This is a genomic window from Paraburkholderia sp. BR10882, from assembly GCF_040948855.1.
Taxonomy (GTDB): domain Bacteria; phylum Pseudomonadota; class Gammaproteobacteria; order Burkholderiales; family Burkholderiaceae; genus Paraburkholderia; species Paraburkholderia nodosa_A.
Window position 1 is genome coordinate 340147 of sequence record NZ_JBFPKP010000008.1, and the last position, 12442, is coordinate 352588.

At 62.0% G+C, this 12442-nt stretch carries 16 protein-coding genes and 2 pseudogenes; 12 read left to right on the forward strand and 6 right to left on the reverse strand.

Annotated features, from left to right (window positions below; genetic code table 11):
* Positions 1-51 precede the first annotated feature (51 nt).
* The 5 genes and pseudogenes from AB3X99_RS22290 to AB3X99_RS22310 all read left to right on the forward strand — a co-directional run bounded on the left by AB3X99_RS22290 (position 52) and on the right by AB3X99_RS22310 (position 2896).
* Positions 52-432 (forward strand): hypothetical protein, encoded by a 381-nt coding sequence (locus AB3X99_RS22290; RefSeq protein WP_368618149.1) that lies wholly within the window; start codon positions 52-54, stop codon positions 430-432.
* Positions 433-604: 172 nt separating this feature from the next.
* On the forward strand, positions 605-1282 hold the full coding sequence (locus tag AB3X99_RS22295; RefSeq protein WP_368618150.1) for an MgtC/SapB family protein: 678 nt from the start codon (positions 605-607) through the stop codon (positions 1280-1282).
* A gap of 15 nt (positions 1283-1297) precedes the next feature.
* The gene (locus AB3X99_RS22300; RefSeq protein ID WP_368618151.1) at positions 1298-1570 is read left to right on the forward strand and encodes a hypothetical protein; all 273 of its coding nucleotides are present in this window, start codon (positions 1298-1300) and stop codon (positions 1568-1570) included.
* A gap of 483 nt (positions 1571-2053) precedes the next feature.
* A pseudogene (locus AB3X99_RS22305) lies at positions 2054-2276 on the forward strand (hypothetical protein); the annotation flags it as partial.
* A 113-nt stretch (positions 2277-2389) separates the two neighbouring features.
* Positions 2390-2896, forward strand: coding sequence for a winged helix-turn-helix transcriptional regulator (locus AB3X99_RS22310; protein ID WP_368618152.1), 507 nt, complete (start codon positions 2390-2392; stop codon positions 2894-2896).
* A gap of 331 nt (positions 2897-3227) precedes the next feature.
* On the opposite strand, the gene AB3X99_RS22315 is transcribed toward AB3X99_RS22310, so the two are convergent.
* The 5 genes from AB3X99_RS22315 to AB3X99_RS22335 form a co-directional block, all read right to left on the reverse strand.
* Positions 3228-3686, reverse strand: coding sequence for a MarR family winged helix-turn-helix transcriptional regulator (locus AB3X99_RS22315; protein WP_368618153.1), 459 nt, complete (start codon positions 3684-3686; stop codon positions 3228-3230).
* A gap of 137 nt (positions 3687-3823) precedes the next feature.
* The gene (locus AB3X99_RS22320; RefSeq protein WP_368618154.1) at positions 3824-4216 is read right to left on the reverse strand and encodes a VOC family protein; all 393 of its coding nucleotides are present in this window, start codon (positions 4214-4216) and stop codon (positions 3824-3826) included.
* A 106-nt stretch (positions 4217-4322) separates the two neighbouring features.
* Complete coding sequence (locus AB3X99_RS22325) at positions 4323-4595, reverse strand: hypothetical protein (RefSeq protein WP_368618155.1); 273 nt, start codon at positions 4593-4595, stop codon at positions 4323-4325.
* A 70-nt stretch (positions 4596-4665) separates the two neighbouring features.
* A complete protein-coding gene (locus AB3X99_RS22330; RefSeq protein WP_368618156.1) occupies positions 4666-5112 on the reverse strand; it encodes an Ohr family peroxiredoxin in 447 nt (148 codons plus the stop codon).
* Between the two features lie 74 nt (positions 5113-5186).
* Entirely contained in the window at positions 5187-5633 is a 447-nt protein-coding gene (locus AB3X99_RS22335) for an OsmC family protein (protein ID WP_368618157.1), read from the reverse strand.
* 654 nt (positions 5634-6287) lie between these two features.
* Between AB3X99_RS22335 and AB3X99_RS22340 the strand changes: the two genes are divergently transcribed.
* The 7 genes and pseudogenes from AB3X99_RS22340 to AB3X99_RS22370 all read left to right on the forward strand — a co-directional run bounded on the left by AB3X99_RS22340 (position 6288) and on the right by AB3X99_RS22370 (position 11506).
* On the forward strand, positions 6288-6992 hold the full coding sequence (locus tag AB3X99_RS22340) for an SDR family oxidoreductase (protein ID WP_368618158.1): 705 nt from the start codon (positions 6288-6290) through the stop codon (positions 6990-6992).
* A 191-nt stretch (positions 6993-7183) separates the two neighbouring features.
* Positions 7184-8134: pseudogene (locus AB3X99_RS22345) on the forward strand (alkene reductase); the annotation flags it as partial.
* 578 nt (positions 8135-8712) lie between these two features.
* On the forward strand, positions 8713-9057 hold the full coding sequence (locus AB3X99_RS22350) for a hypothetical protein (RefSeq protein WP_368618159.1): 345 nt from the start codon (positions 8713-8715) through the stop codon (positions 9055-9057).
* Entirely contained in the window at positions 9054-9371 is a 318-nt protein-coding gene (locus AB3X99_RS22355; protein ID WP_368618160.1) for a hypothetical protein, read from the forward strand. The genes AB3X99_RS22350 and AB3X99_RS22355 overlap by 4 nt, the downstream gene beginning before the upstream one ends.
* A gap of 241 nt (positions 9372-9612) precedes the next feature.
* Positions 9613-9963 carry a hypothetical protein gene (locus AB3X99_RS22360; protein ID WP_368618161.1) on the forward strand — a complete coding sequence of 117 codons (351 nt, stop codon included), beginning with the start codon at positions 9613-9615 and terminating at the stop codon, positions 9961-9963.
* Positions 9960-10394, forward strand: coding sequence for a CHRD domain-containing protein (locus tag AB3X99_RS22365; RefSeq protein ID WP_368618162.1), 435 nt, complete (start codon positions 9960-9962; stop codon positions 10392-10394). Before AB3X99_RS22360 ends, AB3X99_RS22365 begins: the two co-directional genes overlap by 4 nt.
* Before the next feature lie 143 nt (positions 10395-10537).
* Complete coding sequence (locus AB3X99_RS22370) at positions 10538-11506, forward strand: alpha/beta hydrolase (RefSeq protein WP_368618163.1); 969 nt, start codon at positions 10538-10540, stop codon at positions 11504-11506.
* On the opposite strand, the gene AB3X99_RS22375 is transcribed toward AB3X99_RS22370, so the two are convergent.
* Positions 11476-12351, reverse strand: a complete 876-nt coding sequence (locus AB3X99_RS22375) for an EcsC family protein (RefSeq protein ID WP_342949492.1) — start codon at positions 12349-12351, stop codon at positions 11476-11478. The two genes, AB3X99_RS22370 and AB3X99_RS22375, sit on opposite strands and share 31 nt — an antisense overlap.
* Between the last annotated feature and the right edge of the window lie 91 nt (positions 12352-12442).

Genomic DNA, 12442 nt, shown 5'->3' on the forward strand with positions numbered 1-12442 from the left:
AAAATCATGAAGCCAAAGGCTACCAGGAACAAAAGCGGCAAACGAGCGCATGTGTCCTCGGACGACGGTGCCAACAACGGAGTGGCCGGCGGCGAGTCGGTCCAGACTGCGCAACCCCAACATGTGGCGGCCAAGCCACAGGCCGCGGAGGCAATGCCTGTCGAAGCGCATTCCGCGCGCGCTGTCCGGCACCGTAGAGACCATGTCAAACAGGAAAAGGTGGTGCGCGACACCTTCACGATGCCAAGGGAGGACTACGAACAGCTGGCGGTGCTCAAACAGCGGTGCCTCGATGCCGGCCTCGCTGTGAAGAAGAGCGAGCTCGTCCGTGCAGGGCTGCTTCTGCTGGCATCCGAGCCGACGAAGCGTCTTCTTGCGGCTGTCAAGGCGGTCGAACCGGTCAAGACCGGCCGGCCACCGAAATCGAAGTAAGCCGCGCTCGAGGGCCAAACCGGAGGCGCCAGCGAGAACACCAAGGCAGGAGGGCGCAGGGTTCGGCATGGCACTGACTCATGCGCAGGCGCCGCAATTGTCACAAAAATGCCACAATGCCGCCCTTGGCTAATGTCCGCTTCTAACGCGGGCAGCGAATGGGGGCAGAAAGATGATCGGAAATCTCGAACTTCTGTCGCGCTTGCTGATGGCTGCGCTGCTCGGCAGCGTGATCGGCTTCGAGCGCGAGCGACTGAACTGGACGGCCGGTCTGCGAACGCACATGCTGGTTTGCGTGGGGGCTGCGCTGATGATGCTCGTTTCGGCGTTCGGTTTTGCCGACGTGCTGCGCGTGAAGAACGTTGTGCTCGATCCATCCCGGGTCGCCGCCCAGGTGGTTTCCGGTATAGGCTTTCTCGGCGCGGGCTCGATACTGCTTCGTGGCGAAGTGGTGCGCGGTTTGACGACGGCAGCGAGCCTGTGGTTGGTCGCGGGTATCGGCTTGGCAGTGGGTGGTGGCATGTACTCGGCCGCGATCGGCGCGACGGTCATCATCATGATCATCCTGGTAGGTGTGAAGCCGCTGGAGCGGCGCTTTATATCCGTGCGCCAACAGCGCACCATACAACTGCTGGTCGAGCACGGCAGTATCTCGCTGGATACCGTCCATCAGGCGCTTGGCACGGGGAGCGTTCGCGTCAAGCAGTTCATCGTCCAGCAGTCGGCGGATGACGCCGATCTCGACGATGTGCGGCTTGCTTTGTCGCGGGTGAACGCGAGCGAGTTCTCGACGATATGCACGCGGCTCGAAGCCATGTCGGGCGTGCGCGGATGTCGGCGCGAGAAATAAGGCGGCGAGACAGTCATGACCCGAAGCTACGACTATGAAGGCTTCATGCTCGAGATTGCTGTTGAGTCCGACGTCAGCACCGGACCGAACAGGCGCGAGCCAACGCGGCCACGGTACGTTGCTATCGTCAGGATATTTCAGGCAGCGAGCGCCGTAGCCGTGTTTTCGCCCTTGCGCTTTGGCGAAGCGCACGGCCGTCCCTTCGCAACTGAGGCCGACGCGCTCATGGGCGGATACAGCGCCGCATGCAAACTTGTCGATGATCTTTTCCGCCCTGAGCGGGACTGATTTGAACGGTCAGGCCTGACGGTTACCTGATTGATTCCTTCGCAGGCAGGCGGAGACAGGAGAGCCAGCGAGCAGAGGGGCGGAGCGCAGCTTGTCAGCGTCTGTTTTAGCAACGAAACCTGCCCTCGCTGGCCTCGATTGCTGAACGTCGCCAACGGGTCGGCTTTGCCAGTTGCATGACATGCAGGCACGGGGGCGAGCGGCGTGCCCAGTCGTGGGACGCAGTGCGGCCAGTTGCCGCCGTTCGCCGTCGCCGCTACACGGTCATTCGAGCGGCTGCTCCGCCTCAAGCAGCGGACCTTCGCGAGCCGGGAGTGTTGGGCTTGTGATCGACCGGACCCGCTATCTAGGCCGTCACAGAGCTCGCTACTGAGTAGCTACAGGCCGCTTTCCCATAACATGGCCAGTCCACGGTTCGCCGTCGTGCCTCAACGTTTCCTGGAGGAAGGCGATAAAACTCGCCAGCTTTGGTGGCATGCGCAAGAGGTGTCGTACGCATCGATTGACGGTGGCCCCTTCCCTGCAACGTCGGATAGCCGCTTTACTTCTGTTGGCATGAGTGCGATCGAACGCTTCCTGCGGCCTGTCTGCTATCAGGGATTCCCGGACGAGCTACGGCCCGAGGCCTTGCGGCAGCGGGCGTCTGAGCGACGGTGCGATGTCTAAAGCCGAAACCCCGGTCAGCCCGAAAGTAGCGGAGCAGTAGCGCATAATCCGCGCAGGCTGCGAAGTCACGGGTTCGCCGTTGCATGTAATGTGCCGCGAACCCATGCTATAATAACTATGAATATCATACTTATAATCGTTTGCGAGATTCGAATGCCCGCGTTGTCCAAGAGAAGCGAGACGCTGTGCCCGGTCGCGCGGTCTCAGGCTGTCATCGGCGACCGCTGGACTGTCCTGATCGTGCGTGAACTGTTCATGGGCAATCGAAGGTTCGACGGCCTGCTGGCGCAGTCACAGGCAACACCACAGATGCTCTCGTCCCGCCTCAAACGACTCGAAGCAGACGGCATGATTGAGCGCAAGCGCTACATGAAAAAGCCCGCTCGCTACGAATACGAACTCACGGAGATGGGTCGAGCGTTCTATCCGGTCATCCTTGCGCTTCGCGAATGGGGGGAAACATGGCGCAAGTCGCCGGACGAGGACGTCGCGGTCCGCTATATTCACGTCACCTGTGGCCACGATGCCGGGATTGGCACAGTCTGCGAGGCCTGTGGTGAACTGTTGCGGCGCGAAGATCTAAAGGCAGAACTGAGCCCTTCCTACGCGCAGGAGCGCGCGGCGCGACAGGACGCAGTGAAGACCGCCAAGTCTGCTTGATTCGTATCCACCTCTAGTCTGCCAGTCCTGACACCCCCCTCGATTGGCCCCAAATTCGGGCGGCTTAAGTCAGAGAAGTCAAACCCGCGTGTTCAGATCGGGCTGGCTTTCCGGCCAGCTGTTCCTGCATCAGGCAGACTGCGATCAGAAAGGACTGAAGTCGCATCGCCGCGCTCGCGTCGTCGGTCGCGACAGGCATCTCGCAAACGCCGACCAGGTTCGGGCTCTTTCTCCGAACGTATCTCGCCCGATCAGATCGTCCCACATGCGGTGCCAACGGGCCCGTTGAATGTCCGCGAATGGACTCCGCAGCAATACGCCAGGTATGCGCTCATTCGCCGTTCTGGACTGACTTGATAAGATTGTTCCGCAATGCCACGACCGCCGTTTGAATTTCTGCGAATTCATCGGGAGCGAGACCCGTCTCGACGGGTTTCATTTTCAGGGCTTTTTCGCGCAGCCGCCGGCCGCTCTTCGTGAGACTGATTCGCACCTGGCGCTCATCGCCGGGATCGCGCAGCCTTTCCAGATAGCCCATTGCCTCGAGCTTCTTCAGCATCGGCGTAAGCGTGTTGGACTCAAGAAACAGCTTGGCGCCCAGACCGCTAACGGTCTGGTTGTCCTCCTCCCACAACGCAATGATCGCAATGTATTGCGGGTAGGTCAGTCCGAGTTCCTCGAGTATCGGCTTGTACGCCTTGCCAAAAGCCAGGTTCGCGGAGTAGACCGCAAAGCACAAATAGTCCGACAGCGGCACGGCCGCAGCAGGCGCTTGGTTCGTAGTTTTCATCTGTTTCCTCTTTGGCTCAATCGTGATGTTCCAGCAAGACATACAAAGTGCGATATATCGCATGCGATTATATCGCAACCTGTGCCTGCCGCCATGGCCGCCGAAGGTCTAGAGCGCCTTTGTCGCCGTCGTTCGCTTCAGGCTGGCACGCGATACAGGGCTCCAAGCTTGTTGCCATCCGGATCGCGCAGATAGGCGAGATAGAGGCTGCCAAACGCGGCCTCACGCACGCCCGGAGGCGCCTCAGCCGATATTCCACCGTTAGCGACCCCGGCGGCATGCCAGAGATCGACCTGCGTGGTCGACTGACAGGCAAAGCCGATCGTTCCGCCATTGGCCGCGGTCGCCGGCCGACCATCGAGCGGCTGCGTGACAATGAAAAGCCCCGTGTCGCCGCGATAGGCAAAGCGTCGACGCTGATCGTTGTCATCACTGAGACCTTCGCCATAGCCGATCGCGCCTAGCACGGCATCGTAGAATCGTTTTGCTTTTTCCAGGTCATTGGTGCCGACCACTACATGACTGAACATTGTCTCAATCTTCCTTAGTAAATAAACCACGACTCATCCGATGCTGTGGCCGTCGCACATGAAGAGCGACAATGCGGGACGGCCCAGCTGCGGACGGACTCACGACCTAGTGACGGGCGAACAGGTTATCGCGCGGCGTTGCGGCAGCACGGTTGCCCGCCTGGGAGCGTCCGGAGACTGCACCGCCATAGGCCCCTTGCGAGTCCGTTGCGCCCTCGCGTTCGGCGGCGACGGTTCGCAGGCTCTGCCCGCTTTGCGAAGCCGGGGCGCCAACTGAGGGCTGGTAGAAGGGAGCCGGTCCATAACCGCTGGCGAACGCCGGTGCGGTGATGGAAGCGGAAACGGCGACGAGCAGTGCAACGATGAGCTTGGTCTTCATGATGGGAATTTCCTAAAAAGTTGTTCAGTGAGGGGCACGTGTCCCGGCGGGAGGCACGTGCCCTGACGGGTTACTGCGTGACGACGGCCGTGCTGACCTCGATGTTGCCGCGCACGGACTTCGAGTACGGGCAGATCTGATGGGCCAGGTGCGCGAGCTCTTCGACGACTGCCGTTGCCAGACCCGGCACCCGGACGGTGAACTCGGCGCCGAGGAACCATGCGCTACCGGTCTGGCCGACGTTCACCTTGATGTCCACAGCGTAGTCGCGCGGCAGCGTGACCTTCTTCATCTGGGCCACCATCCCGAACACCGTGGTGTAGCAGGCCGACCAGGCGCCCGCAAACAGCTGCTCGGCTCGCGGGTGGGGGTCGATGCCGATGAGCTCGACGGGTTCAAGGCCGGGCGCGGTCAGCGTGAGGTCATAGGCGCCGAACTCGCCGGGCTGGACATTGGGGTCGCGGTTGACCGTCGAGTGAGTGTTGCCCGAAGCGAGGACTTTTTCGATCTTTTCCATGATGGATTCCTGTGTGTATGAGGGTATCAAGCGTATTTGAATCTTTTGCGATTTAATCGTATGCGTGATTTGTATTACACCGTAACGACGTTCAGGCCGACCTCGATGTTGCCGTGCACGGCCTTCGAGTACGGGCAGATCTGGTGAGCGAGGTTCGCGACTGCCTCGACAACTTCCGCTGCCAGACCCGGAGCGCGGATGGTGAACTGGGCACCGAGGCAAAAGCCGTTGCCGACCGTCCCGATGCTGACCTTGATGTCCAGGGAGTAGTCGGTGGGCAGATTGACCTTCTTGATCCCGGCCGCGATCTTGAACGCGCTGATGTAGCAGGCCGACCACGCGCCCGAGAACAACTGCTCGGCTCGCGGGTGCAGCTCGGTTGCAATGAAATCACGGCTGTCACCGTCGGCTGCCGCCAGCTTGAGGTCGAGCACGCCGTGCTCGCCGCGCTGGACGTCGGGGTCGTGATTAACCGTGGCGTGGCTATTGCCCGAAAAGAGGACTTGATCGATCTTGGTCATGATGGGTTCCTGTGTGAGTAAAGGGGGTAAGCTCTTAGATCGCATGCGATGTAATCGCTTGCGTCGAATAATGAAGAAAGACACTTCCGATGTCAATCGCAAAAGATTTAATCGCATACGATTGTTCGATAGCTCGGACGCAGATCTCACTATTGGCCAGTATGGTGGCGCCGATCTATCAACCCGTGGCGCCGGGGTGTGAGCGAACAAGCCACCGCCTGTCCGACCTGGGCGTCCGCGAATGGAGTGAATTGCTACTGAGTCCTGGCGAGAGCAAGCGCGCACCCCCGTCTGGCTCGTGGCGTCCCTTGTCCGGCGGTGACGGCGCGCAGCACATTACGGGGGTGGAAACCGCTGCTACGGGGACGCCAGGACGAACTGCCGACTCCACAGGAAATCGTCGGTAAATTCACGCGACGCTTGACGATATGAATTTCATAGTTATATCCTTCGCCATCGTCGTATGCGATGCGTAAGTGGTCATGTCACGAATCGTTCGACAAAAGCAATCCGGCGTCGGCTGCGCGACGCGATTAGCTGCGCCGGAAGGCACGGCGCAACGTGTCGGCAAGCGAATGCAGCATTGTTTTCACCGGATCTCACGCGCCCGGCGAGCCGACGCGCATGCGATTCCATCATGCGAAAGGAAGGACTATGAAGATCGAAGATGCTGTCGTTTTCGTAACGGGCGCGAACCGCGGGCTTGGCCTCGAGTTCGCGAAACAGGCGCTCAAAAGAGGAGCGTGGAAGGTATATGCGGGTGCACGCGACCCTGCCAGCGTGACGCTGCCGGGAGTCATACCCGTTAAGCTCGACGTGACCGATCCCGCGGCCGTAGCCGCGGCGGCGGACGCGGCGCAAGATGTCACGCTGCTCATCAACAACGCGGGTATCGCGCGGCTCGGTAGCCTGACGGACGACGGCGCAATCGACGCGCTGCGCGATCACTTCGAAACCAATGTGGTCGGCATGCTGGCGATGTCGCAAGCGCTCGCTGGGAGCCTCGCCGGCAACGGCGGCGGTGCAATCCTGAACGTGCTGTCGGTCGCGAGCTGGGTGAACCGGCCGATTCTGTCTGCCTATGGCGTGTCGAAGTCAGCCGCGTGGGCGCTGACTAACGGCTTGCGCCAGTCGCTGCGCGAGCAGGGCACGCAGGTCGTCGGCCTGCATGCAGGATTTATCGATACGGATTTGGTGCGTGAATTCGAAGTTCAGAAGGCGACGCCGGCGGACGTTGTGCGTCAGGCGTACGAAGCCATTGAGGCCGGCGCAGAGGAAGTGTGCACCGACGAACTCACGAGGCAGGTGAAGGCCGGGTTGTCGTCCGGCATCTATCTGAAAGATGCGGCGCAACGATAACAGCGCCAAACTGGTCCCGTGGCATGCATGATACCCGGGACCCTTGCGTCTGGGTTTCGTCGATGCGTGCCGTGCCAATACCTTTCATGGAGATTAGCCTGACATGAGAGCTGGACCTAATTGAGCTCGCGCACCACGCTGGTTTCGTCATCGCGGACTGTATGTCCGTCAGGAAAAGTAAACTCTTTAAGCGCGCCGGTGACGAACGCGTGCCTAACGCGCTGATGGCAAAGTACTACGCCGAGCGCGCCTCCGCCGGACTGATCCTCACAGAAGCCGCCTCCGTGGCGCCGCAAGGTGTCGGTTACGCGGCGACGCCGGGTATCTAGTCGCAGGAACAGGTCTCAGGGTGGAAGCACGTCACCGAAGCCGTGCACGCCGCTGGCGGCAAGATCTTCCTGCAACTTTGGCATGTCGGCCGCATGTCGGACCCAATCTTCCTGAACGGTGATCTGCCGGTTGCACCGGGTGCGATCGCACCACAAAACAACCTAAGCCTCGTGCGTCCACAGCGGCCATATGTAACGCCGCGCGCGCTGTCCGAAATTCTGGGCATCGTCGACGCCTATCGCACGGCTGCCGAAAACGCCCAGGCCGCCGGTTACGACGGCGTCGAAGTGCATGGTGCGAACGGCTATTTGCTCGACCAGTTCCTGCAGGACAGCACAAACCATCGCACTGACGCGTACGGCGGCTCGATCGAAAACCGCGCCCGCCTCCTGCTCGAAGTAACCGATGCGTGTATCGAGGTGTGGGGCGCTAACCGCGTCGGCATGCACCTCGCGCCGCGCGGCGACGTGGGTACGATGGGCGATTCCGACGCGGCGGCTACATTCGGCTATGTCGCTTGCGAGCTGGGCAATCGCACGATCGCGTTTATCGCCGCCCGGGAAGCGCTCGGCGACAGGCGTCTCGGGCCACAACTGAAAGCCGCGTTCGGCGGTCCATTCATCGCGAATGAGAAGTTCACCCGGGAATCGGCACAGCAAGCACTCAATGCAGGCGAAGCGGATGCCGTCGCGTGGGGTCAGTTGTTTATCGCCAACCCGGACTTGCCGCGCCGCTTCGAACTCGACGCACCATTGAACCAGCCCAATCCCTCCACTTACTACGCCAAAGGGGAAACCGGTTACACAGACTAGGCTGCGAGCGAGTGTCTATCTGAATGGAAGAATGGAACGAAGCCTGCTCTAACCATATACCTAACGTCAACGGGCGTCCGAAGCACGTCGGAAGCGGTCATCGACGTATTGTGCTCGCGACGGGCCGTTCAGGGTCGGCTCCGGCCGGCCGCGTAGGCGTCAGTCGGCCAGCTACGGCCAAGCGCTTCCGGCGAAATGCTGCGACTTTGCGCGAATGTAGTTCAGTCGCACCAAATCTGACGCATCCGCGCGCACCTATGGCGCGACTGCGGGTAGTCTTTGAGTTGCCGCGTGCAGCGGTGCAATCGCCTTGGCGCCCTACGGTCTTCCGCCCGGTCTCTGTTGGATTTAGGAGGCCGACTCCCGATACGGCTCATTCTCGGATTTGCGCGCCCAACAAAAAAATGGACATCAGCGGCTCGCGATTAGTCCATTTTTCAAAAATTTTGATGGACACGGTGAATTGAACTAAGTATTTGAATTTACGGAAATATAGCTTGTCCACTTTCCGAATTCTTGGACATGTGCGTCATATGCCGAACGTATCGGGCTGCGATCTCGCCCGGCGCGTACGCCAAATGGAACAGAATGCGCACGGCGCGCGGCGCTTGCCGATACTCGGCATCACGGCCAATACGGCGCCCGAGAACCTGAGTCAATGCAGCGAAGCGGGCATGGACGATTGCCTCGTCAAGCCCACGCGCGTGGCCACGCTGCGCGAGCATCTCGCGCGCTGGTTCGGCGTGGAGGGCATACAGCGCACCGTGCAGGACGAAGTCGTGCGCGAGGCAGGCGCGAACGGACAAGGGGCGGGCAAGCAGCGTCGCGGGCTTCCGGGTCGCCTTCACAGGGACGCGACGGAAAGCTCGCGGAAAAGCCTGCAAACGCGCGGGCGTTCGAGCCGCTGGATCTCGCGCATATGATCCAGGTTTGGGGCGGCGAGGCGACCGTGAAGACGTTGCTCGGCTCGTTCGTTTCGGCGATGCGCGACGACCTGGATGCCTTGCCGCCGCTCCTCGAACAAGCCGATGTCGCGGGCCTGCGCGAATGGCATCACCGGCTTGCCGGTGCGGTGGGCGTGCTGCAGTACCCTGCGCTGCTCGCGGAGCTCGAGACGTTTCGCGGTCATATGAACGGTCACACCGCCGGTCAATTGCGTGAGGAAGGCTATGCGCTCATCCGCACTTGCCAGGCGATGCTGGTCGGAATCGAGCAGCAGGTCGCGCTGCTCGCGTGAATGATGTACATCAGGAAATCGACGGGCGCAGGGCAATAGAGCGAAAAAAACAGGCGAAAAAAAACGCGGCCGAAGCCGCGTTCAAGCTTGGAGACCCTTCGATGAAGAGTCACTTCTCGCACTGGGTAGCTTAGACGCCGTGCGACGAGAAATCGAGACAATTTCGATCAATTAACTATTACAGGAAGTGCAGGTAATCGCGCTTGCTGCCGCGGTGTCATGGCGGCGAAATAGTTCGGCCGTGAAGTCGATGAACGAGCGTGTTTTTGCCGGAACGTGCGCGTTGTCAAATGGTGGTTCGTCAAACGATGGCGCCAATACACTTCGCTATGCAAATCAATTCGGTGTTGCGTCCATGCACCTCGAACGGTTCTTCGCCATCGCTTCCAGGCATTCGGTGGCAATACCCGATGGCAGGAAGGGAGTACCTGGGTTGCAAGGCGTCGCTTGCGGCGCATTTTTTATTGCACGCAGCTTACGTTGGGCCGACATCGGCGCAGCGGACGCGCCCAGCCGATTTGCTCTAGCATGTGAGAGCGCGGTTTTGCGCCTTCTGGCGCAGCGCGCCACAAAAACAGGAGAAATTCCATGAATTTGCTTCGTCCGCTGCAGCTCGCTCTCGCTCTGTGTGTCCTTGCCTCCAGCGCCTCGTATGCCGACACCGTTGCCCTTAAGGCCGATCTCGAACCGTCCAGCGAAGTCCCGCCGCGCGTGAGCCAGGGTCACGGCATGCTCAACGCCACCTTCGACACGTCCACGAAAACGCTGAACTGGACGATCACCTATGAAGGCCTCTCCGGCCCGGCTGCCGCCGCGCACTTCCACGGCCCGGCGCCGGTCGGACAGAACGCCAACGTGCAGGTACCGATTCCGAAGGGCGAACTGGCGAGTCCGATCAAGGGCTCCGCCACGCTCAACGAGCAGCAGGTCACCCAGCTGATGGGCGGACAGTGGTATTTCAACATTCATACGGCGCAGAACCCGTCAGGCGAGATTCGCGGTCAGGTGCTGCCCGCCAATTGACCGGCCCTCGATCGTTCGCCTCACTCGCCGCAACGTGCGCGCCGCGCATTCCCGCGATCGAAGTCTGATTGCGGGACGCCATCGACCGACCGCCGCCGAGTGCTGGTCGAGGCCAGTTTGAGGGCTGCGGAGGGGCTGAGCCGATGAGCTGGCAAAGCAGGCTGATCTGCAGGTTCTTGCGCCGCACCTTCCGGCCGCAAACGCGCAAGTCGATCAACGTCGCGCGCGTGCGCATGCTGACGGCGAGGCGCATCTGGACGCCGGGCGTGCCGAGCGGCTGGCGCCTGCGCGAGCAGTACGACGCCTCCGATGTTCCGATGCGCGGCGAGTGGCTCATCCGCGAGCGCTCGCCCGCGCATCGCACGCTCCTTTATCTGCATGGCGGCGGGTACTACTTCTGCTCGCCGCGTTCGCAGCGCGCGATTTCGTTCGGTCTGGGCAAGCGCGCCGGCGCCGACGTCTTCTCGCTCGACTATCGCCTCGCGCCCGAGCATCCGTTTCCCGCCGCGCTCGAGGACGCATTGGCCGCGTACCGCCATTTGCTGGCGCAAGGAACGCAGCCCGGCTCGATCGTGATTGGCGGCGATTCGGCTGGCGGCGGACTTGCGCTTGCGACGCTCGTCGCCTTGCGCGACGCAGGCGACGCGCTTCCCGCCGGCGCCGTGCTCTTTTCACCGTGGACCGATCTTGCGGCGACGGGCGCTTCGATACGCGAGAACGACGGGCGCGATCCCATGTTCAGCGGCGCGGTATTCGAGCGCATCGCGCCGTTCTACCTCGGCGCGGCCAGTGCGACCGATCCCTACGTGTCGCCGCTGTATGCCGAGTTTCGCGGATTGCCGCCGCTAAGCCTCTTCGTGGGCAGCTCCGAAACGCTGCTCGATGACACGCGCCGCGTCGCCGAGCGCGCGCGCGCCGACGGTGTGTCGGTGGAGTGCGAGATTGCCAGCGGCATGCCGCATATCTGGCCGATCTATGCGCCGTTCATGCCCGAAGCGCGCCGCACGCTCGACGTCGCCGCGCGCTTCGTGCGCCGCGTGACGCCCGTGCCGGCGCGCGGCGACGAAAAACCGCAGCCGCCTCAATCGAGCGAGACATCGATCGCGTCATAGGCCGCGTGCACGGCGGCTTCGCCGTAGCGGCGCTCGAGCCGGCGCACGGTGAAGTGCCCATGCGCCACCTGCTGGAAATGATCGATGAACACGGTGTTGACCATGGCGCCGAGCACCGCGCCGATGGCGGGTATCGATTTCGCTGCGACCTGCTCGCTCACCTGCACGGAAAAGCGCGCGGCCACGGTCTGCATGAGCTTGAGGAGCGCGGTTGAGCCGTGTGCGGCGAAGCCCTTCGTCGCCATTTCCGACGACGCCGCCGATACCGCCTTCGCGAGCGCGCCGCGCGCGATGAAATAGCCGAAGTCGGCCTCGTCGTCGGCGGCCGAGCGGCCGCCCATGCCGAACACGGTCAGACATTGCAGCTGCGTGTCGGTGCTGGCCAGATTCTCGCCTTCGCTACGCGCGATGTCGCAGATCGAGCGAAACATCAGCGTGGTCGTGACGGGCAGCTCGACCGGCAACGCGAAAAGCCCGAACGCACCGCCCGCCGCGCCCGTGGTCGCCACCGCGAACTTGTGCAGCAGGTTGCTCGGCTTCGCGCTCGTGCGCGCTTGGGCCGTGGAGAGGGCGCTTTGCTTGCCGAGCGTCTTCAGCGCGAGCTGCAGACACTTGCGCAGCGCGGCTTGCGTCGCCTCGGTCACCTTGTCGTTCGCGACGCCGGGTAGCCGCGCGATCAGCTTTTCTACCGGCGCACCCACGATCGCTGCGAGCTTCATGCCGAGTGGCGGCGTTTCGAGCTCATGTTTGGCGCGCCGCAGCGCGTCGAGATCGGCCTCTGTGAAGGCCGCGATGGCGCCCGTGCGGGCCGGATCTGCGGCGGTCGGTTCGGTCGTGGGTTCCATGGCGCTCCCGGAATTTTAGCGACGACGGCGAGGGCATCGCCGCCGTTCGATGCCCCAGTGTAGTGGATCGGACCGTGCTATGATGGTGGAT

Coding starts and splice junctions, on each gene's coding strand:
- AB3X99_RS22315 (WP_368618153.1), bottom strand. CDS start 3,686: ATGAAAACTACGAACCAAGCGCCTGCTGCGGCCGTGCCGCTGTCGGAC.
- AB3X99_RS22295 (WP_368618150.1), top strand. CDS start 605: ATGATCGGAAATCTCGAACTTCTGTCGCGCTTGCTGATGGCTGCGCTG.
- AB3X99_RS22320 (WP_368618154.1), bottom strand. CDS start 4,216: ATGTTCAGTCATGTAGTGGTCGGCACCAATGACCTGGAAAAAGCAAAA.
- AB3X99_RS22375 (WP_342949492.1), bottom strand. CDS start 12,351: ATGGAACCCACGACCGAACCGACCGCCGCAGATCCGGCCCGCACGGGC.
- AB3X99_RS22335 (WP_368618157.1), bottom strand. CDS start 5,633: ATGACCAAGATCGATCAAGTCCTCTTTTCGGGCAATAGCCACGCCACG.
- AB3X99_RS22300 (WP_368618151.1), top strand. CDS start 1,298: ATGACCCGAAGCTACGACTATGAAGGCTTCATGCTCGAGATTGCTGTT.
- AB3X99_RS22325 (WP_368618155.1), bottom strand. CDS start 4,595: ATGAAGACCAAGCTCATCGTTGCACTGCTCGTCGCCGTTTCCGCTTCC.
- AB3X99_RS22340 (WP_368618158.1), top strand. CDS start 6,288: ATGAAGATCGAAGATGCTGTCGTTTTCGTAACGGGCGCGAACCGCGGG.
- AB3X99_RS22350 (WP_368618159.1), top strand. CDS start 8,713: ATGGAACAGAATGCGCACGGCGCGCGGCGCTTGCCGATACTCGGCATC.
- AB3X99_RS22310 (WP_368618152.1), top strand. CDS start 2,390: ATGCCCGCGTTGTCCAAGAGAAGCGAGACGCTGTGCCCGGTCGCGCGG.
- AB3X99_RS22330 (WP_368618156.1), bottom strand. CDS start 5,112: ATGGAAAAGATCGAAAAAGTCCTCGCTTCGGGCAACACTCACTCGACG.
- AB3X99_RS22355 (WP_368618160.1), top strand. CDS start 9,054: ATGATCCAGGTTTGGGGCGGCGAGGCGACCGTGAAGACGTTGCTCGGC.
- AB3X99_RS22365 (WP_368618162.1), top strand. CDS start 9,960: ATGAATTTGCTTCGTCCGCTGCAGCTCGCTCTCGCTCTGTGTGTCCTT.
- AB3X99_RS22370 (WP_368618163.1), top strand. CDS start 10,538: ATGAGCTGGCAAAGCAGGCTGATCTGCAGGTTCTTGCGCCGCACCTTC.